16 protein-coding genes are annotated in these 20,872 nt (G+C 34.7%); 9 read left to right on the top strand and 7 right to left on the bottom strand.

Translation table 11 applies throughout. The features are described from left to right. The first annotated feature begins 5 nt into the window (after positions 1-5). The 4 genes from EL260_RS25775 (at position 6) to EL260_RS04510 (ending at position 7,951) form a co-directional block, all read left to right on the top strand. Positions 6-3,251, top strand: a complete 3,246-nt coding sequence (locus EL260_RS25775) for a peptidoglycan DD-metalloendopeptidase family protein (RefSeq protein WP_185145893.1) — start codon at positions 6-8, stop codon at positions 3,249-3,251. A gap of 17 nt (positions 3,252-3,268) precedes the next feature. Then, positions 3,269-4,402, top strand: a complete 1,134-nt coding sequence (locus EL260_RS04520) for a hypothetical protein (protein WP_123859043.1) — start codon at positions 3,269-3,271, stop codon at positions 4,400-4,402. Between the two features lie 97 nt (positions 4,403-4,499). Continuing rightward, positions 4,500-5,411, top strand: a complete 912-nt coding sequence (locus EL260_RS04515) for a hypothetical protein (protein WP_123859042.1) — start codon at positions 4,500-4,502, stop codon at positions 5,409-5,411. A gap of 221 nt (positions 5,412-5,632) precedes the next feature. Beyond that, positions 5,633-7,951: a GAF domain-containing protein gene (locus EL260_RS04510; RefSeq protein WP_123859041.1), complete on the top strand. Its 2,319-nt coding sequence runs from the start codon at positions 5,633-5,635 to the stop codon at positions 7,949-7,951. A 70-nt stretch (positions 7,952-8,021) separates the two neighbouring features. Here the strand turns inward: EL260_RS04510 and EL260_RS04505 are convergent, their stop codons facing one another. Beyond that, positions 8,022-9,197 (bottom strand): Pycsar system effector family protein, encoded by a 1,176-nt coding sequence (locus tag EL260_RS04505; RefSeq protein WP_123859040.1) that lies wholly within the window; start codon positions 9,195-9,197, stop codon positions 8,022-8,024. A gap of 26 nt (positions 9,198-9,223) precedes the next feature. On the opposite strand from EL260_RS04505, the gene EL260_RS04500 reads away from it, so the two are divergent. Both EL260_RS04500 and EL260_RS04495 read left to right on the top strand, forming a co-directional pair. After that, the gene (locus EL260_RS04500) at positions 9,224-12,937 is read left to right on the top strand and encodes a metallophosphoesterase (protein WP_123859039.1); all 3,714 of its coding nucleotides are present in this window, start codon (positions 9,224-9,226) and stop codon (positions 12,935-12,937) included. A 321-nt stretch (positions 12,938-13,258) separates the two neighbouring features. After that, positions 13,259-13,957, top strand: a complete 699-nt coding sequence (locus EL260_RS04495; RefSeq protein WP_123859038.1) for a hypothetical protein — start codon at positions 13,259-13,261, stop codon at positions 13,955-13,957. Positions 13,958-14,033: 76 nt separating this feature from the next. Here EL260_RS04495 and EL260_RS04490 read toward each other — a convergent pair whose 3' ends face one another. The 5 genes from EL260_RS04490 to ruvX all read right to left on the bottom strand — a co-directional run bounded on the left by EL260_RS04490 (position 14,034) and on the right by ruvX (position 17,552). Continuing rightward, positions 14,034-14,906: an NHL repeat-containing protein gene (locus EL260_RS04490; RefSeq protein WP_123859037.1), complete on the bottom strand. Its 873-nt coding sequence runs from the start codon at positions 14,904-14,906 to the stop codon at positions 14,034-14,036. A 58-nt stretch (positions 14,907-14,964) separates the two neighbouring features. Continuing rightward, entirely contained in the window at positions 14,965-15,732 is a 768-nt protein-coding gene (gene mazG, locus EL260_RS04485; protein WP_123859036.1) for a nucleoside triphosphate pyrophosphohydrolase, read from the bottom strand. 200 nt (positions 15,733-15,932) lie between these two features. After that, on the bottom strand, positions 15,933-16,490 hold the full coding sequence (locus EL260_RS04480) for a DUF5606 family protein (protein WP_123859035.1): 558 nt from the start codon (positions 16,488-16,490) through the stop codon (positions 15,933-15,935). 76 nt (positions 16,491-16,566) lie between these two features. After that, the gene (def, locus tag EL260_RS04475; RefSeq protein ID WP_123859034.1) at positions 16,567-17,139 is read right to left on the bottom strand and encodes a peptide deformylase; all 573 of its coding nucleotides are present in this window, start codon (positions 17,137-17,139) and stop codon (positions 16,567-16,569) included. Then, positions 17,136-17,552: a Holliday junction resolvase RuvX gene (gene ruvX, locus EL260_RS04470; RefSeq protein WP_123859033.1), complete on the bottom strand. Its 417-nt coding sequence runs from the start codon at positions 17,550-17,552 to the stop codon at positions 17,136-17,138. Before ruvX ends, def begins: the two co-directional genes overlap by 4 nt. 115 nt (positions 17,553-17,667) lie before the next feature. Between ruvX and EL260_RS04465 the strand changes: the two genes are divergently transcribed. The 3 genes from EL260_RS04465 to EL260_RS25880 all read left to right on the top strand — a co-directional run bounded on the left by EL260_RS04465 (position 17,668) and on the right by EL260_RS25880 (position 19,005). After that, positions 17,668-18,144: a SixA phosphatase family protein gene (locus tag EL260_RS04465; protein ID WP_123859032.1), complete on the top strand. Its 477-nt coding sequence runs from the start codon at positions 17,668-17,670 to the stop codon at positions 18,142-18,144. Continuing rightward, positions 18,125-18,433: a hypothetical protein gene (locus EL260_RS25885; RefSeq protein WP_228445308.1), complete on the top strand. Its 309-nt coding sequence runs from the start codon at positions 18,125-18,127 to the stop codon at positions 18,431-18,433. Before EL260_RS04465 ends, EL260_RS25885 begins: the two co-directional genes overlap by 20 nt. Before the next feature lie 119 nt (positions 18,434-18,552). Beyond that, positions 18,553-19,005, top strand: a complete 453-nt coding sequence (locus EL260_RS25880; RefSeq protein WP_228445306.1) for an archaemetzincin — start codon at positions 18,553-18,555, stop codon at positions 19,003-19,005. 220 nt (positions 19,006-19,225) lie between these two features. Here EL260_RS25880 and EL260_RS04455 read toward each other — a convergent pair whose 3' ends face one another. Continuing rightward, positions 19,226-20,770, bottom strand: a complete 1,545-nt coding sequence (locus tag EL260_RS04455; RefSeq protein ID WP_123859031.1) for a serine hydrolase — start codon at positions 20,768-20,770, stop codon at positions 19,226-19,228. Between the last annotated feature and the right edge of the window lie 102 nt (positions 20,771-20,872).

Genomic DNA, 20,872 nt, shown 5'->3' with positions numbered 1-20,872 from the left:
CGGCCATGTCAAAACAAGGAATTTATAAAATCTCGGGAAATACAAAACCAAAAGTTGGAGAACAGGTTACCTATAAAATTGATGAATGGTACCCTGCTACCCCATTAGAAAAAAGAAACCCGGCACTCGTTACCTGGCATTTATTCAAAAAGGTAAATGGAAAATTTGTTCCTACCAATATCAAGAAAGTGGGAATAAGTAGTTTTACTTTTAATACAAATGCTTACAAAGATACCTTCAGAATTGAAGCCTATCTTCATAATCCAGAAGAAAGAGTTCCCATGGCTTTAGAAATACAGCCCCAGCCAAGCGATGTTCCAAGAATCAATAAAGTTGAATTAAAATATATAGACGATACTCCGGGCACAGTGTTCAGTTTCATGGAAAAACTGGTTGCAGAAGCCAAATGTACAAATTTGGAAGCCCAATATCTGCAGTTCAGTCTTTGGGAAGATGATGCCATCAATTCAGGTCACACCAATAGTAACCTACTCATAGAAAGCAAAAAAGAAAAGGTAAAAAACGGAATTGCGAGAGCAGAGTTCATGCTGACAAAAGCTCTGATGAGAAAAGCTATGCAGGGAGAAACCGACCCTCAACAATTGGAATTTTATGTAACTGTAGAATATTATTCACATAGAAAGCATACCACCAATAATGTAAATGTAAATACTCCTGGGGAATTGCATCCTTCATCAGGGCAACCACAACCACAACCACAACCACAACCACAACAGCCACAGCAACCTCAACCGCTGCCTCAGCAGCCACAACCTGAACCAGATCCACAATCAGCTCATGGGACTGCTCATAATACCCAGCCGCCAACCCCTGCAGCGCCTGGAGGAACCTCTCCTACTACAGTTAACCCTACAAATGTTGAAGATCTTATCGATGCTTATTTTGCAAAAAAAGAATATATCAAGAAGACGGGTGAGGAAGATGGTACCCATACTTATACTTTTGGAGGAAGTAAGAGTTCCAATAAAACATCTACAGCAGATGAAAAAAATAAAGTAGCTCAAACTATTCTTAACAAAATAAAAGAAAGTCTGAAGGTCTCAAAGAAATATACTACACTCGAAATAATTACTGCCGCATTAACTGCTGAAGCTTACGGAAAAGATACCGCAAACCAAAAAACCGTTACCTTTAAAACTTTCAAACTGGGGGTAGACTTTAAAAAAGTAGATACTGCTCCACTTGACGAAAAATTATATCTGGTAGCCAGAACCATGCTTCTGGATGGACAACAGGTGACTATTTCCATCAAAGAAAAAGATGGGATCATTAAAGGATCTCCGGATGCTTTACTGCCTGTTCTGGAAATTACAGAAGCACAAATGGAACAGAAAACTCCTGCAGGACAAGCAGTTCCGGGAACTGAAAAAACAGCTTTCACAGGAATAGTAAAAAACAATATTGTCCAAATCCCGATCCATCTCCGCCCAAAATCAGAAGAAGAGCTGAAACAGTGGCAAGATAATATAAACAAAGGAAAAGAAGACGGAACTTACACTTATACATTTGGAGGTCCTACCAACATCACTAATGAAACACAAAAGGCTTCTACTGCTAAAATCATTCTCGAAAATGCTCAGAAAGGTAATGCTAAAAACACTAAAATAGAAAACGGTAAAACTTCCAGCGAAGAAGAAATAAAAAAAGTTTTAGTCATAAAAAATTATCAGGCCGGAGAAACCATTACCTTTAAACTTCTGAAAAAAGTACCGGAATTCTTATACCTTCACGTCAAAACTCAGGGCCAGAGGCAACATGATAAAAAGTTTCTGAATAAGGTTGGTGCGTATTTTGAGATCGGCGGAGGAAAATGCTCTTGTAATAGGGATCTTACAGTAAGCGAATTTAAAGAGATTTTAAAACACTTAAGAGAATCTGAAGGGTTAGAAATTAATAATATTTGGAACCCACAGAATCCAGGTGGTGCCAGCCCTAGTGATACCTCAATAGCTTCTACACTAGACAAGCTAAATAAAGTGATGAAAAAATATGAAATAAACTCCTGTATAAGAAGGGTATATTTTATTGCTGAATGTTATCATGAAACGGATAGATTCCGATCAACCAAAGAATACACCAGTTCACATACCGCTGGTTATGATCCGTATAGAGGAAGAGGTATCATTCAATTGACTCATAAAGAAGCTTATGAAAGATATTCTTTTTACAGAAATCAAAATAGCTTATTAACAAACCCTGATGAAGTAGCAACAAATTTAGATTTAGCATTTGATAGCGCAGGATGGTATTTTAAACAAGGAAAACTTTTATCAGTTGGTGATTCTTGGAGCCCTAACAGCACGGATCGACAGAGATATAACTTAAATAATCGCTCTTATCCTAAATCAAATTATGATACCAAGTTTACCACACCGAATGGCTCAATTGTCAAAAGATATGGAAGTATTGATTTAAATTTGGTAGCAGATAATGATGACATTGTTGTAATTTCATATTTGATAAATGGAGGAAACAAAGGACTTGAAGAAAGGAAAAAATATGTAACAGGACTGAAAAAAATACCCGTTTTTATCTGTGATAAAAATAAGACACAACCTTCCTCAGGAGATTGGCATGACCCAGTAGATAATCCTATGAGTACAAATTTATACCAAAATGGTAACTTTGATAACACTTCAAAAATATGGGGATTGTTTGGTGATGATATCAGGAGAGAGGTTTCTAGAAAACATACAGGACTCGATTTCTTTGCTGAAAGAGGAAAACCAATCTATGCTTGTGTTGATGGAACCGTTTATAATAGACGTTGGCATTCTGGATATGGAAATACAATTACGATAAAAGTAAAAGATCCTCAAGCTTTTATGGAAAGAAAAAGGACAGATTACACACGTAAAACAACTAGAGAAATGGAAAAGGGTGCAAGTTGGTCAGATTCTGGTGATATATTTTTATTTTATGCACATTTGCACTCTGTAAAAGACTTTACATTTGGACAAGAAGTAAGATGTGGCCAGCAATTAGGAACAACAGGAAGATCAGGTGTGACAGGGGGCACATGTGCACCGCATTTACATTTTGAAATATTTTGTAGGTATTCAATGGGGGTAGGTACAAGCTATAGAATAAATCCTGCGTATTTTGTCAATTATAAATTTTATGATGAACAGTCTGAAAGTGAAAGAAATGCACAGACCAATGAGAAAAATAAAGGCAAAATTAACGAAGTTAATGGGGCTGCTAAATTAAATGAAACGAATTTAAACTAAATAATTATTTTGTTAAAATGAAAAATATAATCCATTATCATATATTATTTCTAGTTATTTTATTTTCTTGTAAAAAAGCCAATTCATTAAACACCGCAAATGAAAAAGCCAGTATAGTAAATACTACAAATAGTACAAAAGAGAATTTATATACAGAAATTTTAAATAGTAGTAAGCAAACAGATTACGATCTAAACAAGAAAGTACAAAAGCTAGATTTAAATCATAATTCACTTACTGTAAAAATTAGGTATATTTCTGAAAGAGCTTATATTTCTATTGAAAATAATAAAAAAGAATTTGTTTCCTGGAAGCCTGTTCATATCAATTTTTTTTATGATACCTCATTTGACCTTGCAGAAAAGGACATCCATATTTTATTGAAAGAAAATGATACTTCTGAAGGATATTTGTTACTGCCTTCGTTTACAGAACAGTTTTCTACTTATTCCCTTTATCAGTTTAGAAAAGATGCACTTAATTTTATAGGAACATATGAAGTTTCAGAATTTGTGAAAGGTACTTTTTCTTTTGATGAGAACTCTAAAAATGTATATATAGAAGCCTCTACTTCTAAAAAATTGAAACTTAACAAAATTGAGCAAAATCAAGACGAAAAATTTAACAATATTGAAGAGGATATCAAATTATTAAATGGAAAAGCAGAAGAAAAAAACGCTATAAGTATTAACAAATATCTCAACAACAATCAATATTTGGTTAAAACTTTTGACATCAATAAGGATGGGATTTTAGATAAAATTATTAGCAGTAAACCATACGAAGGAGAAGATTTATTAATCTTTTTAGGGGATAGTGGTTCCAATTATAAATTTGTTTTAAAAACAACTAATTTCTCGCAAGATGGAGGAAATCAAATTTCCGACATTAAACAAACAAAAGACGGATTCGTACTAATAACTGCATTTCCAGATAGAGGAGAATCTCGTAGCAATTATTATATATCAAGTAGTAACGAATCTTTTATTTTAAAGAAAATAGAACAAGAATCCTATTCTTGGCAGGATGGATATACAGAAACTTGTATACAAAATTTCAATTTCGATCTCAAAAATACATTAGAATCATTATCTAACACCATTGCTAAAACAAAGTCTAATTGCACGAAAAAGTTTGACAAGAAAAATTAATACTAAAAATAGAACTTGATAGTTATGCTTAAAATTGATCAAAATCAGCTATACCGTATTTTTAACTGATTCAAAGATATTCAACCCTAATCACTACATGACAAAGAAAGCCATTCTAATCTTCCTATTCATCATTTCCATTCTATCTTCCTGTAAAAAGAAGACCCTGGAACAAAAAATAGAGAATCTTCCTCCAGCACAAACTACAGCAGCGCCAGCTCCCCTCAAAGAAGCCATAACTGATATGGAAAATAGTTCCTTTACTCTAAGCTGTGGTTCAGGATGTGCAGTAACCTATACTGCAGAAAACATTTCACAGGATAAAACTTCAGTAAAAGTAAAGTTCAAAGTGGAAAACTATATAAATGAAGAATTGACGGAAACCAATGATGAAACCTACTTTTTCTATTACAGCAATACCGGGGAGATTGATAAAATCATCAATGAGGAAACCCATAAAAACATTCTGGATGAATATTTCCTCAGCGCCCAGGAATCATTCAAAGAATTTGCAGCTTCGCTGATTAGGGATAAGAAAATTAAGATTTCACACTCGAAGGGACAAGATAGCTCTGCCAAAGAAAATTACAAAATAACCACTTTACCCTTCGACCATGAAGATTACTATTCCATATGTTATATAAAATTCAATGAAAAAGAATGTGCCAATAGATATCCACAGTACTCTTATCCTGAAAATAAGAATATTCTTGAAGAGTATGGCATCAAAGATACGCCCAGCAGCTTTTTCATACTTCCAAAAGTCAAGGGCCTGCAGCCTTTCATTCTTGCCTATACGGACTCCGATGTAGAAGGCTATGATCTGCTAATAGCCACAAACAACAAATTGCTTTCATCATTACAAATTGCAGAATTTGATGGTGAGACTGTCAACGATTTCATTATTACCAAGAATTTTGACATTGAACTTTACACAAGAAAAAATACCACTGAAAAAAGGATATTAAAAAAGAAATATAAAATACAGCCAGACGGAAAGATTAAGTAAGACTCACTCAAAATACATTACCCATTTATTCAATTATTCTCCAAAAGAAAAGATGACTACAGATATTTTTATAAAGTAAATCAAAAACGTACAATGTTCTATTCATTTTGATTATTTCTTCAAAAAAATAAAACAAACCAAGGGTAAAGAATTATTTTTACCAATATAAAACAGAAGTGAAAGTAGTCTTTTTTTCATAACTTTACTTTAAATTTCAGCTCTTGGCCAATCTTTACAAAAAAGACTCCCCATTTCAGGTTTATATCTCGTTCAAAAAGTATTTGGATGTATTGGAACATATCCGGTATAATGACCGTTTGGAATACAGGGTAAACTATGCAGAATCTCTGATCGAACAAACCCGGAATTTTCAGGAACTGAAAGAAGGATTTCAGGATATAAGCATTCTGGAAAAAAATGAAGACCTCATCCGATCACTGCTCACTGATCTTTTTCCTACAGGACTTACCCGAAATGAAATAAAAGCAGCAAGTATTCCTCTTTCCAACATCACTTTCAACTATACAGAGAGGTTTAAGGATATTCTTAAAGATGCAGGAAAAGATTTTGAAATTGAGCTGAGAAACATCAGTGATAATGAATTTTATGTGTTTTGTTGCTGCCTGATCCTTCAGAGTTATTTTAAAAAAGATATCAAAAGTACCATCCCGTTTTATTATGATATCCCAAATAAGCAGGGAATTATGAAACATTATAAGATAACGGTAAATTCAGATTTTACAGAAATTTATCCTACTGAGGATGCAAAAATTCCATCCGATGATATCATGGATATGCTGTTAGAAAATCTGGATGATTTTAAATTGTGGAAAAAATATTTCCCATCACAATCCTGGATATTGAAAGGTTTTACCATTATATCGTTGGTAGACTGTACCTCTGAAGTAGCGCTTTCTGATCTTAAATCAAGCATGATCGAGATTGATCCTGAAAATTTAAACCCGAATGAGAACCTGACAGAGATTTTCAAATCCTATTTTGATGTTCCGGAGCTCAGTTTCGGATTGATGACCTTTAACAAGAAAGAACAGAAGCTTGATAAGCTCCCGATTTATGAAAGCTTGCTTACCAATCATATTCTGGATTTCTGGATCAATACATTTGACGAAGAAACCCGTAAAACGACTTTTAACAATTTAAACCATAATTCAAAATCCATTGTAGTATCTAATGTAGATAATCTGGATGAGAATGTCAGGCAGCTTCCGTCCTTCAATATTTTAAAGGATAATAATGTCAACAGCTTCATGGTTATTCCTATCATGAAAGACAATGAACTTCTCGCTATTATGGAGTTCACCTCTCCCATTGCCGGTAGCTTCAATGGTTTAAAGCTCAAAAAACTTGAGTTTTTTACTGATATGGTCTTATTCTCTCTCAGCAGATTCTATTTTGAAAAAAATTATCAGATAGAAGCTATTATACAGCGGGAATATACAACGATCCATGATAGTGTGGTATGGAAATTCAGAAATGAAGCAGAAAAATATTTTACCGCTTCTCTGGGAAGAAAAATACATACTTTAAAGGAGATATCATTCAAAAACCTCACTCCCTTGTTTGGAGTATCAGATATCCGTTCGTCATCTGAAAAACGTTTTAATCTGATGCTTAAAGACCTCAACCATCAGATTGAATGGCTTAATGATATATTCGCTCTCACCAATTCTGATTCTGAAAAATTCCTATTGGCATTGGATGTGTTTGAAAATGAATTAAATAACGAAATAAAGGCCGATACAGAGCAACGCTTCCAAAGAGTATTAAGAGAGGAAATTCATCCTTTTTTACAAGGAAAATTAGAGGTGAGAACCCCTAGACCAGTGAAGGCTAAAATTCAGGATTATTTTTCTCAGGTCCTTGTCCAAACAGATCTGTTTTACAGCCACAGAAAAAATTTGGATGATTCTATTACCCTTGTCAACAGAAAACTGGCAGATATGCTGGATGAAAACCAGATCAAAGCGCAGGAAATTTTTCCGCATTACTATGAACGGTTTAAATCTGATGGTGTAGAGCATAATCTCTATATTGGGCAATCTATTTCTCCCGATCTGCATTATACCTCAAAAGTAGTACATAAACTAAGATACTGGCAGCTGAAAACCATCTGCAAAATGGAACTTGAATTTCAGTCCTTTAAAAAAGACCTTCCTATTCCACTGGATATAGCTTCTCTGATCTTTGTGTATAATGAAAAAATAGATATCCGCTTCAGAATGGATGAAAAACGTTTTGATGTAGACGGAGCCTATAATTCTTACTATGAAATCATAAAAAAACGTCTGGATAAAGCTCATGTAAAAGATTCTTCAGAACGAATTACTGCTCCCGGAAAAATTACCATTGTTTATTTCGGTATGGAAAATCAGAAAGAATATCTGGAATATGTTACCAAACTCCAGAAAAAGGGTATTCTGGAACATGATGCAGAATTTTTAAAGGTAGAGGACCTTCAGGGGATTACAGGATTGCTGGCATTGAGAGTTTCAATCAGTCAGGAGCATTCTGTAAAATAAAAACTTCTTTTGAATAATAGAATTTTCAGCCAACATACAAACTGACTGAAAATCATGATTTATTTTTTCATTAAAGGCTAAAGAAAGCAAATCCGAAAGACAGTACGGAAATGATAATTCCGGCCATAAAGATCTTATAGGTAATGGATAAAAGCTTATACTTTCTATCAAGAACTTTTCCAAGATAATACAGGTCTTTTACCATAGAATCATAGATATAATCTCTGTCTTTGATCAAATCCCTCATGGCATTATGATAATCATCAAACAGCATTTGCTGGAAGTTTCCGAAAAACAGAAGATTTACTTTTCTGTTTGCAATATCCTCAGAAGTAAATGTCGTTTTTGTTACATTAGGTTTTGTAGATAAAATAGCAAATACTATGGTCAGCACACTGGATAACAACAGTACAAAACTTGGGATAATCAGGTGTGAATTTTTAGGGGCATCCAGCTTTGGGACCAATACTGAAAGACAAACCGAAATAATAACAGCATTTACAGACAATAGAATATTCGCTTTACTGTCTGCAATATCACTTAATCTTGTATGATTATTAAGCGTTACTCTAAATAAAGTATCTACACTCCTGTCTGATTTTTCTTTGTCCTTTTTATTCTCAGATTTACTATCCGTATTCTCTTTTTTCTCCTCTTCTTTTCCTAACTTCTTTTCGATTTTCTTGATGTTTTTCTTTTTTAAAGGTTCCCAGTTTTCTTTTGCATAATCGGTATAAAAAGAATGCTTATTTTTAAGCATATCCAGATTTCCGGCATTCCATTCTTCATTGGAAAAACATCTTACATTGGTCAATTCCCATTCCTTTCTTAAAGCATCAGAAATATCATTATAGTCATGACCTGCAAAATGACTGAAATCAGCATCTTTTACAATTTTTTCCAATAAATTCTGGGGTACATAGGTAATTTTAGTCGCTAAGATCAATTTCTCTACATCTGCGATATAGCTTTCCGGATAATTTTCCTGATGAAGAAAATCTTTCATGATCTCCACTCCCCTTTCTTCATGATTCATGGCACATTCTATATATCCCGTATCATGAAACCATAGGGCTACAAGTACTTTTTCCTGATCTTCTTCAGAAACAGGGGTATGCTTCATAATCTCCTCAGCCTTATTGACCGTATAGGCAGTATGAATAAAATTATGATAAAAATATACTGAAGATAACTTATCTTTGAATAAGATTTCAACATAATTTTTAGCTTTGTCTAGAATGCTCATTCCTGAATTTTTGTTATTGTAAATTTATGAATTTATCCTTTAAAACTCATCTAAAAAATACTTCTATTGTTCTGAGAACAGTAATGTCTGCCGGAGTCATGTATTCCTGCGCAACATATAACGTACAAAAAGGCAAAAACTTATTTGAAGTAAAAGATTCTGAGATAAAATCTGAAAATGATTTTAAACTTTTCCTGATTGGAGATGCCGGAAACGCTGATGAACCTCAGGCACAGAAAACACTGGATTTACTTAAAAACAAACTTGATTCTGCAGACAGTAACTCGATGCTCATCTTCCTTGGAGATAATATCTATCCCAACGGAATGCCTGAGAAATCAGATAAAGGCTATGCTTTAGCAAAACAAAAACTTGAAGATCAGTTTTCCATTACTAAAAATTTTAAAGGAAAAACCCTGGTCATTCCTGGAAATCATGATTGGTACAGTGGTTTAAGTGGATTAAATGCTCAGGAATCTTTGGTGAAAAAATATTTTGATGATAAAAAAGCATTTTTACCCAAAAACGGATGTCCTATTGATGATATCAGCATCACCAAAGATATTAAACTGATTGCCATTGATACGGAGTGGGCCATTACAAACTGGGATAATTATCCTGGGATCAATAAAGGCTGTACCATCAAAACCCGTGAAGATTTTTATACAGAGTTTAAAGATCTTATTATCAAAAATCAGGGTAAAAGAATCATTGTTGCCTTACATCATCCGGTTATCAGCAGTGGAACCCACGCAGGGTTTCATTCAGCAAAATCGCATCTTTTTCCTCTTAACAGTAAAATACCGGTTCCTGGAGTTGCCAGCGCTATCAATATACTCAGAAGCTCTTCAGGAATAAGTCCTGCGGATATAAACAATCAACACTATGCAGAACTAGCCAACAGGCTGAAAAGTATTGTTCAGGATAAAGAAAATGTGATCTTCGTTTCCGGCCACGATCACAACTTACAATATCATGAAGAGGGAAACATACGACAGATTATCAGTGGTGCAGGCTCTAAAACAAATCCGTCTACCATTACTGAAAAAACAGACTTTTCTTATGGAGGAAGTGGCTTCGCTGTCCTCAATATCAGAAAAGATCAGAGTACCGATGTGGAGTTTTTTTCCACAAAGGATGCTAAGCTTCAGAAATTGTCACAAATATCTGTCATATCCAAACCAGATGTATTTGTGAATAATTTTCCCAATACATTCCCAGCTACGGTATCTTCAACCATCTATCCGGTACCGCTTACGCAAAAAGGAGGGCTCTACCGATGGCTTTGGGGAGATCATTACAGAAAATACTATGGGATGTCTATTGAAGCCCCTACAGCCAATCTTTCAGAGCTGAACGGTGGTTATACTCCATTCAGAGAAGGAGGCGGAAACCAGTCTAACAGCTTAAGATTAAAAGCAAATGACGGGCAAGAATTTGTAATGCGTGGAGTGAAAAAAAGCGCAGTTAGGTTTCTTAATAATATGGCTTTCACAAGGAGTACTTTCGGTGAAGAGCTTACCAATAGCTTTCCGGAGAAATTCCTTTTAGACTTTTATACTACCAACCATCCTTTCACACCGTTTACCATAGGAAATATGTCAGAAAAACTGAATATTTTCCATAGCAATCCGAAGTTATACTATATTCCCAAGCAACAAGCTTTAGGAAAGTATAACCAAAACTATGGGGATGAAATGTATATGATTGAGGAACGCTTTTCTTCAGACCCTAAGACACTGGCTTACCTTAATCATGCAAAAGATATCGTTTCTACTGATGATGTCCTGAAAAACTTAACCAAGAATTACAAATATTCCGTAGACAAAGAGTCTTACATCAGAGCAAGGTTATTTGATATGCTGATTGGTGACTGGGATAGACATTCAGATCAATGGAAATGGGCACAATATGAAGAAGGAGATAAAATTATTTATAAACCAATTCCAAAGGATAGAGATCAGGCTTTCAGCAAATATGACGGCGCTGCCTTTAAAATTATTATGAATGTTCCGGCCATCCGCCACATGAAAACCTTCACGGAAGACATCAGCAGTGTGAAATGGCTGGCTATGGAACCTTATCCAATGGATCTTGTCTTTTTAAAAGGTGCTACCCAGGAAGAATGGGAAACCCAGGCTAAGTATATCCAGGAACATTTAACAGATGCTGATATCGATGATGCATTCCATAATCTCCCCAAAGAAGTTCAGGATGAAACCATCGCTGATATTCAGCGAAAACTAAAAATAAGAAAAACAAAATTACAGACATACGCATCCAAGTACTATAATGTACTACAGGAAAAAGTTCCTTTGGCAGGAACTGTAGGACCCGATAAATTTGTGGTTACCAAAAATGGTCATTCTGTTCTTGTACAACAATATAAATTAGGTAAAAACAAAGATAAAAATGAATTGGTTTTTGAAAAGACTTATCATGATTCAAAAACAAAAGAACTTTGGATCTACGGGTTAGAAGATGATATTTATGAAGTAGTAGGTAAAGGACGTCCCAAAATGAACATCAGGCTAATTGGTGGATATAATCATGATGTTTATAATGTAGCAGACGGAAGGAAAGTAAAGATCTACGACTTCGAGTCTCAAAAGAATACTTATAATGCAGGAAATGCTACTAAAAATATTGCGGATGATTATGAAATAAATACCTATAATTACAAGCATCCGAAGTTCAATGCCTTCGCAGGATATCCGAATGTTGATTATAACCCTGATGACGGGGTTATTATTGGTGTTTTAGCTAATTATACGGTGAATAATTTCATCCGTGATCCCTTTACTCAAAAGCATAGTTTAAAAGCCAATTTTTATACTGCTACTGCAGGGTTCAGCCTCATTTATAAAGGAATTTTCAAGAAAGCAATTTCTGGATGGGATTTTAATATTGATGCAGCATATACCACTCCGAGGTTTTCCCAAAACTTTTTTGGGCTTTCCAACGACAGTCCTTATGATAAAGAAAATACGGAAAGAGAATACAACAGGGCAAGAATTTCTAAGTTTAATGTTGCTCCTTCCATCTCAAAGAAAGGCTGGATGAACTTTAGCCATCAACTCCAACTTACTTTTGAAGATAATAAAGTACAGAGAAAAGACGGGCGTTTTATCAACACTTCTCCGGATGTAAGACCTGAAGTATTTGACAGCCAACAGTTCTTAGGGGCTAATTATACTTTCAGTTATAAAAATGCAGACAACCCTGCTTTTCCAACCCTGGGAATGGAGTTGATGTTGAACGCAGACTGGAAAGCTACTTTTTCCAATTTTAATAGAAATTTCCTGACGGTAAAAGGAAAATTCGCTATTGACCACAGAATTGATAAAAAAGGAATTTTCGTATTTGCCAATGCCAGTAATGCCATGTGGATCAACAATGATAGTTTTGAGTTCTATCAGGCAGCGGCCATCGGAGGTAATAATGGAATGAGAGCATTCAGAAATGAAAGATTCTCAGGAAGATCATATTTCACTAACAATTCTGAGATCCGTTGGGATTTTGGAAGAATCAGAAACAATATTGTTCCTGCCAATCTGGGGATTCTTGTTGGGTATGATATCGGCCGTGTATGGAATGACGGTGAATACTCCAGAAAATGGCACCAGTCTGTAGGAGCAGGAGTTTGGCTAAGCATTGTGGAAATGATGTCTGCCAGACTTAACTATTTCTATGGCTCAGATGGCGGAAGAATCTCTGCCGGTGTAGGAATGAAATTCTAATACAACAAAAATATATATTTTTAAATAAAAAAAAGAATCAACCAGATTGGGTTGATTCTTTTTTTGCTATAATTTTTTATCATTTCGTACCGCAATAAAAATAAATAAAATTTAATATTCAATACTTTAATTTACAGATTTTCAATGATAAACAAAATATGAATTTCAATAATAATCCATATTTCAGGCTTCATATCCTTCGCTTATCCATAGGTTAATATGCTTATCGTCTGTTAAAAAAAATAAGTATTTCTAAAAAATTATATTTGTTTAAAATTATTCACTAAAAAACACTTCGGAATGATAAAAAGGCTATTATATATGGCATTATTTGCTATATCCACAATTACAAATGCACAAGTAGGGATACATACTCCTACACCACAAAGCACTTTACATGTTAATGGTTCTCTTCAGGTAGTAAAAGATCTCAATGTAGGAGGAACTGCAAACACTAAAGGAAACTCAGGAAACAGAGGTGAATTCCTTATGTCGAATGGTATAGAAAATCCTCCGGTATGGAGAAGTATAGAATCCGAAAACTTTTTGAAAGTTGTTTTTGTAGGGAATAAAACAACCATTAGTCCTAGTAGTGGAAGTTATAAAGGAACCCATACAGCTCCAGTGAGTACCCATGAAAATTATTCGCAAACTTATGTTTATAACATTAGTAATAAAATTGACAATGCTTATCTGAACTATAATACCAGTACTGGTCTTTTTAACGTAGTCAAACAAGGATACTACAATATTGTACCTTACATGACGTATGACCTCAATTTAAATGGAAATGGATATACTGCCGGAACTGCTAATTCTTACATACAGAAAGTATCATCTTCTACGGTAACGCTTTCAGCAATATCTACAGGCCACGGAGAACGTACTACAGGACTCAATCATAATCTTTCGTCTATTAATTTCTTTAATGTGGGAGAAACATTCAGAATCCGCTGTCGTTACACTCAGGATTTCAGACTGTCAAATGGAAATATTCATATCTCTTATCTAACGCCATAACATCATTCTCCTTATAAAAAATCCACAGCAAGCTGCTGTGGATTCTTATGATGTATATTGTAGACAGAATATCTTACTAAAGTGAAAATTGATATACATTCCCGCTTTCCTCCTTTCCTTTTTCATCTGCGATCATCAATGTTTTATCATTAACAAAAACAATGGCTTCTTTCTGTGAGTTATGGTTTAATGGAATCTTATTAATTTTTACTCCATTGAAATCATCAGCATTAAAGCCTGTAAGGACATGTACATTTTTATGAGTTAGCAGCACAATCTTATCTTTTGTACTGTTGATGGTTGCTGAAGTGATAGCCGCATCATTATATCCGCCCTGTAACTTTAGCTTTCCAATCAGTTTGGCTTCAAAGTCTCCTTCTTTGTTAGGAACTTTAAATACCAGAAAAGTTCCGTCAAAGCCTTTACTCCTATTCTTAGTGAAAAGATAGAAGTTGCCATCCATCTCTACAAATGCCTCACAATCATACAGAAGGTTAGATTTTTTTGGTGGAAACTCTGTTTGGCCTTCATAGTGAAACTTAGTGGTTTGGATAACCTTTGTAGTGGTTTGGCCAATATCTTTCAGATCTGTTTTTAAAATAGCAAGGTCCCTTCGGTCATTATCATTATTTCCAAAATCGCCGATATAAATATTTCCCTGAACATCTGATATAATATCTTCCCAATCTGTATTTTCAGCATTTTCAACCGGAACTTTACCTACCATCTGACCCTCATTATTAAGGCCATAAACTGCATTTTTATTTCCTCTATCCTCTATTACCCAGATTGTTTTCTTATCTTTTGATACCGTGATACCTGAAACTTCCTTTAACTTTTTAGGTAACGAAAATTGCAGCTTCAGATCATCTCCCTTAGCAGGTGAGTTCTGAGCTTTTGGATTACAACTCAATAAAAACATAGCGGGTAATATAAGAAAACGTAACATATTTATTTTTTATTTTTTTAAACTCTATATAAGTAGCATTAATTATTCCAATCGGAGATTAAGATAAGAGTTTGGCATTTTCCCAAAGGACATCCATTTCTTCCAAAGACATATCGGCAAGCTTTAAGCCTTGTTCTTCTGCAAGACCTTCCATCTTTTGGAATCTTGAAATAAATTTAATATTGGTCCTTTCCAATGCAGAATCCGGATTGATTCCTGAGATTCTTGCATAATTAATTAACGAGAAAAATACATCTCCTAGTTCCTGCTCTTTTTTATCTAAATCTGTTTCCGCATGAAACTCCTGGATCTCTTCATCTACTTTTTTCCAGGCATCTTCCGCATCGTGGAATTCAAAACCAATACCTTTTACTTTGTCTTGAATTCGATACGCTTTTACCAAGCTTGGAAGACTTTTCGGAACACCTCCTAAAATAGATTTATTTCCTTCTTTTAATTTTAATTTTTCCCAGTTTTGTTTTACTTCTTCCTCATCCTTCACTTCAGTATCTCCATAGATATGAGGGTGGCGGAAAATCAGTTTTTCATTAAGAGAATTAATAACATCAGCAATATCAAAGCTTTCTTTTTCGGAGCCTATTTTAGAATAAAAAACCAGATGAAGCAGTACATCTCCCAATTCTTTTTTAATCTCCTGCAAATCGTCTTGTAAAATAGCATCAGACAGCTCATAGGTTTCTTCAAGGGTAAGATGTCTAAGAGACTGCAACGTCTGCTTTTGATCCCATGGGCACTTCTCACGCAAATCATCCATAATATCCAGTAATCTCCCGAAAGCTTCTAATTTTTCCTGTTTTGTATTCATAGTAATTGGAAATTCAATCTTATACAAATGTAAGGGTTATTCGGTCACCATTACAAACGTTGAGAATTAAAGTTGCGGGATACGGGGGTGTGATGGATTAAGCCTAACAGGTTTCAGAAACCTGTTAGGTTTTTGGGTAATAAAAAAACCTTGTCAAGAAAAATCCTGACAAGGCTTTGTATTGTTAATTCAAAACTGAATTATCCTTGTTTTCTGTGTGTACTTTTCGGAGCCGATTTTGCTGCTGAAGTAGCTTTTACTTTTGGAGCTGCCGGCTTTTCTGCCTTTGGAGCTGCTTTTTTAGCATCAATATCTAAGCTTACTTCTTCTGCAGGCTCACCGTCTAAAGTTTCAGGCTCAGCCTTTACGAAGCTTTCAGGAGTGATATATCCTGCTTTATGAAGAATATTATACCACTGAGCCAATTTCTTGATATCAGAAGCATATACTCTTTCAGTATCATAATTAGGAAGAGAAGCTAACATAAAATCTTTCAAATCTGCATCTGAAGATTTGTGAGAGATGGTCTCTTTATAATCGTTATTTTTAGCTACATTTTCAAAAACTTCAAACAAAGGAACTTCCTTATCAAATGTAAACATTGCGATATTATCTAATAAGCTTACTTGGCTAGAGTTTCCAATGCTTACTTTTTTCTTGTTGGTAACATCTTCAATGATGAATCCGTTTCTTAATTGAGAAACTAATTTGTAAAGTCCTGGTTTTCCAGAAATTGAAATTATTTTTTCTAACAGCATAATTTTATTTTTTGTAAATTCTGCAATCAGCGCTAAGCTTTTTGCTTTTTATTATTTCTTTTAATCCTTGTTTAAATTATTTTGGAAATCTCATTTTGTAACCAATACTTACATCTCCCTGAGAAATCTTTGATAGTTTTCCTTTTACCAATTTCTTCTTCAGAGCGCTTAAGTGATCGGTAAAAAGAATCCCTTCAATGTGGTCGTATTCATGCTGAATTACGCGGGCTCTAATATCGGAAAAAGTTTCTGTATGTTTCACAAAATTTTCGTCATAGTATTCAATAACGATTGTGCCTTTTCTTTTCACATCTTCTCTTACATCCGGAATAGACAGACAACCTTCATTGAACTTCCATTCTTCTCCAGATTCTTCAAGGATACTGGCATTGATGAATACTTTTTTGAATTCCGCCAACTCATCCTTAATATCCTCATAATCCTCATCTTCCGCAAGAGGAGTAACGTCTATTACAAACAAACGGATATCCAAACCGATCTGAGGCGCTGCAAGGCCAATTCCATTTGCGCTGTACATCGTTTCGAACATATTATCTATCAGTTCCTGTAATCCGGGGTAATCTTTTTCTATATCTTTTCCTACTTTTCTCAAAACAGGATCCCCAAAAGCTCTTATCGGTAATATCATCTTAATCTTTGTTCTAAAAAATTCTGCAATATGATGGTTGCACTTACTTTATCTATTAATCCTTTTTCCTGTCTTTTCTTCTTACTTTTTCCACTTTGGGAAATAAAGAATGAAGCCATTTTGGAAGTAAACCTTTCATCAAAACGATGGACTGCAATATCCGAAAATTCTTTTTTAAATTCTTCAATGAATTTTAAAATATCCGTTTCCACCTCTGAAATATTTCCTTTCAAATCTATGGGAAGGCCAATCACTACTTCATCCACCTTATTTTCATTGAAATATTTTTTCAAAAATTCCATTAAGGTTCGGTTCTCTACAGTATCCAGCCCACTGGCTATAATCTGCATATCATCCGTTACAGCGATGCCACAACGGGCTTTTCCGTAGTCTATTGCAAGGATTTGTCCCATAAGTCTGCAAATTTAGTAAAATTTACTGATTTTATTCATTACGCAGTTTTTTTATGTAAATCATGTTTTATTCCATATTTTTTTTTATAATTTTAATCTTCCAAAAAACAGATATATGAAGAGACTCATCCTCGTAAGACATGCGAAGAGCGACTGGCCGGAAGAAACGGAGGATTTTGACAGACCTTTAGCAGACAAAGGCCTGGTAGATGCTATGAACATGTCCAGATTCCTGAAAAGCAATAACATTTCCATTGATTATTTTGTATCAAGCCCAGCATTACGTGCTTTGAACACTTGTAAAATTTTTAATCAAACGTATCAGTTAGGTTGTTCTACTAATGAAAAATTATACAATCCCTCGGAAAGAAATTTTGAATCTGTAATTTATGACCTGGATGATACGATAAGCTCAGTTGCTATTTTCTCTCACAATAATGGAATTTCTAATTTTGCCAATTCCATTTCAGAAGATATTTTTCATTTTCCAACCTGTGGAGTTGCTGGTTTTGAAGTAGATTGCAATTCCTGGTCTGAATTTGACGGAGCCAGAAAGAAACTATTGTTCTTTTATGAGCCAGGGAAAATATAAATTCATCTCTACTCCTTTTTATGTCATAGTCTTTATACTCTTTTTTTCATGTCAGAAGAAAAATAAGACCTATTTTGAAGCAATTACCATCAATGATGTAAAGCTGTCTGCCGCTCCCAAACCCGGAAGCTGGAGGTATAATCATGATGAAAAATTTCAGCAGTTTGAAGATTTTCAAAAATCAAAAAAGATAAAACCGGAACCTGAAAAAAAACCATTTATCTTCAGCCTATTGGTGAATTCACTGAATTACAGAAGAAAGAAATTGAATTCACTAAAGAATATTTAAAAATTTATTTTCAGCTAGAAACGAAAATATTACCAATAATATCCAACAGTATTTTCCCAAAAACTGTAAAAAGAATTTTCAAGGATGTATTAGCCGGATATGTATTGGATAGTGTTTTAATGAAAAGAAAGCCAAAAGATGCTATAGTACTTATGGGAATCACAGAAAGAGACCTTTTTCCAAAGCCTGAATGGAACTATGTTTTTGGATTTGCATCCTATGAAAATGGAGTGGGTGTTACTTCAATCTATCGATTTGCCAACGGGCATCTTACAGATTTTAATTTTAATGAGAGCCTTACAAGATTGATGAAGATCAGTTCCCACGAAATTGGACATATGTTTGGGATCAACCATTGTCTGAATGCTAATTGTGTAATGAATGGAACCAATACTCTTACTGAAACAGATTTTCATTATGCAAGGGCCTGTTCTCTCTGCCAGAGAAAACTCAACTCAAGTATTCCCTATGATAATAAAAAACGGTTGCTTGAATTAAAAAATTTCTTTGAAAAACATCATCTCAATTCAGAACTTGCCCGTACTGAGCAGGATCTCAATCTGCTCCAATAAACTACATTCATTTTACACATCTATATTCCCCTCCACCGGAGGGTTGACATCTTTTTTGATGGATGGTAATATCTTCCACAGATTTCACAATTTACACAGAAACTTGTGTAAATCTGGTTTGAATTCTTACAGCCGCCTTATTTATATATCCAAATGGGATCTACAAGAATAAAAAAGAACGAACCAAAGTCCGTTCTTCAATATTTATTGATTTTCCAATCTACTTTCTTTTCAGGTCCAGATCATCAAAGTCAAAGCTGAAATCTGTGACATCGGAAATTGCTTTTAATTTTGCTGATTGAGCTTTTCCGTTTTCATCATAATCGAATATAATAAATGCATCAGCATCATAACTTCTGTCATCCCATTTAATGATGAATGAATTATTGGAATAAGGAAGCAACTCTCCTTTTAATCTTGGGGAATTTTTACATGAAATTTTGTAAATACTTCCCTGTTGGGCAATGTCTACATCACCGAACCAAACGTCGTTATAGATTCCTGTAAACTGTTCTGCTTTGGGTTGAAGTCCTTTTTCCTTTTTAAAGGCTTCTGATTTTGCGAAAGCTTCTTTCTTTTGTTTATCGTACTCAGTATTCACTTTTGCCATTCTTTCTCCATACGTTTTCAGCCAGTTTCTGTCTGCTACTCCAAGGTAAGAATCTTTCACTGTATTGGTAATCGTGTTGAATGCGGCTCCGGATTGTTGATTTGTTAGTACTATGATCCCTAATTTAAGATCAGGAATTAATGTAAACTGCGTTACAGTTCCAATCAACCCTCCTGTATGCTGTACCTGTTTGTGCCCTTTCACATCGCTTAAGAACCAGCCTAAACCATATCCGTAGAAACTGGTATCATAAGGATTTTTAGCAGCTACTCTATCCGGAATCTGTAAGCTCCATAATTGCTGAACATTCTTATCAGAAACTAATTTCTTACCATCTTTGGTAGTGAAATTATTTAATAAACATTCTGCCCAGGTGGTCATGTCTTTAATATTACTCATGATCCCTCCGGCGGCATTTCCGGTTTCATTCCAATCGTGAGGAACGGCAATCGCTTTTCCATCTACAGGAGCGTGGGCATCAATTTTATTTGTTACTGCTTTCGCTCTGTTGTAGCTTCCAAAGCTGGAAGTCATTCCTACAGGTTTCATGATTCTCTGCTCAATAAATTCGGCCCAGCTTAATCCTGAAATTCTGTGGATTACTTCACCGGCAACGATGAACATGATATTATTATAATCTAAAGTTGTTCTGAAAGGGTTTTCTGGTTTCAGGTATCTCACATTGTGAACAATATCATTAACGGTTAAGCTTCCTCCTTCCGGAAAAAACATTAAATCTCCTTGTCCTAATCCTAGTCCGGCTCTGTGAGTAATAAGATCCTTGATCGTAATATTTTGAGAAACGTAAGGATCATACATTTGAAATTCAGGGATGTATTTTGAAACTTTATCGTCCCAATTCAATTTTCCTTCATCTGCTAAAATTGCTAATGCTACACAAGTAAAACCTTTGGAATTGGAAGCAATTCCTACCAAAGTACTATCATCCATTGGTTGTTTAGAGGTAAGAGAACGTACTCCAAATCCTTTGGAGTAGGTAACTTTTCCGTCTTTTACAATTCCTACCGACATTCCCGGAACGTCAAAAGTTTTCAAAGTATTTTGGATCAGATCATCCAGTTTTTTCTCTTCAACCTGTGCATTCGCTAATCCTACGGTTAAAAGAAAAATGAAAAAAGAAAATTTCTGCTTCATTATTTTTTTAATTTTCCCAAATTTAGTAAATAAGTGAGTATGGAATAATAAAATTGTGATTTATATGACGGGAAGCTTGAGGATGAAAGACGGAAGTGCTCT

The sequence above is a fragment of the Chryseobacterium nakagawai genome, from assembly GCF_900637665.1.
GTDB lineage: Bacteria > Bacteroidota > Bacteroidia > Flavobacteriales > Weeksellaceae > Chryseobacterium > Chryseobacterium nakagawai.
Note: the sequence above shows the minus strand (reverse complement) of the source record. Positions and strands in the feature narration are given on the sequence as shown.

Excerpts from the sequence above, each read along its gene's own strand:
- EL260_RS25775 (WP_185145893.1), top strand. The coding sequence starts at position 6 with ATGTCAAAACAAGGAATTTATAAAATCTCGGGAAATACAAAACCAAAA.
- EL260_RS04520 (WP_123859043.1), top strand. The coding sequence starts at position 3,269 with ATGAAAAATATAATCCATTATCATATATTATTTCTAGTTATTTTATTT.
- EL260_RS04515 (WP_123859042.1), top strand. The coding sequence starts at position 4,500 with ATGACAAAGAAAGCCATTCTAATCTTCCTATTCATCATTTCCATTCTA.
- EL260_RS04505 (WP_123859040.1), bottom strand. The coding sequence starts at position 9,197 with ATGAGCATTCTAGACAAAGCTAAAAATTATGTTGAAATCTTATTCAAA.
- EL260_RS04500 (WP_123859039.1), top strand. The coding sequence starts at position 9,224 with ATGAATTTATCCTTTAAAACTCATCTAAAAAATACTTCTATTGTTCTG.
- EL260_RS04495 (WP_123859038.1), top strand. The coding sequence starts at position 13,259 with ATGGCATTATTTGCTATATCCACAATTACAAATGCACAAGTAGGGATA.
- EL260_RS04490 (WP_123859037.1), bottom strand. The coding sequence starts at position 14,906 with ATGTTACGTTTTCTTATATTACCCGCTATGTTTTTATTGAGTTGTAAT.
- mazG (WP_123859036.1), bottom strand. The coding sequence starts at position 15,732 with ATGAATACAAAACAGGAAAAATTAGAAGCTTTCGGGAGATTACTGGAT.
- EL260_RS04480 (WP_123859035.1), bottom strand. The coding sequence starts at position 16,490 with ATGCTGTTAGAAAAAATAATTTCAATTTCTGGAAAACCAGGACTTTAC.
- def (WP_123859034.1), bottom strand. The coding sequence starts at position 17,139 with ATGATATTACCGATAAGAGCTTTTGGGGATCCTGTTTTGAGAAAAGTA.
- ruvX (WP_123859033.1), bottom strand. The coding sequence starts at position 17,552 with ATGGGACAAATCCTTGCAATAGACTACGGAAAAGCCCGTTGTGGCATC.
- EL260_RS04465 (WP_123859032.1), top strand. The coding sequence starts at position 17,668 with ATGAAGAGACTCATCCTCGTAAGACATGCGAAGAGCGACTGGCCGGAA.
- EL260_RS25885 (WP_228445308.1), top strand. The coding sequence starts at position 18,125 with ATGAGCCAGGGAAAATATAAATTCATCTCTACTCCTTTTTATGTCATA.
- EL260_RS25880 (WP_228445306.1), top strand. The coding sequence starts at position 18,553 with ATGAAAAGAAAGCCAAAAGATGCTATAGTACTTATGGGAATCACAGAA.
- EL260_RS04455 (WP_123859031.1), bottom strand. The coding sequence starts at position 20,770 with ATGAAGCAGAAATTTTCTTTTTTCATTTTTCTTTTAACCGTAGGATTA.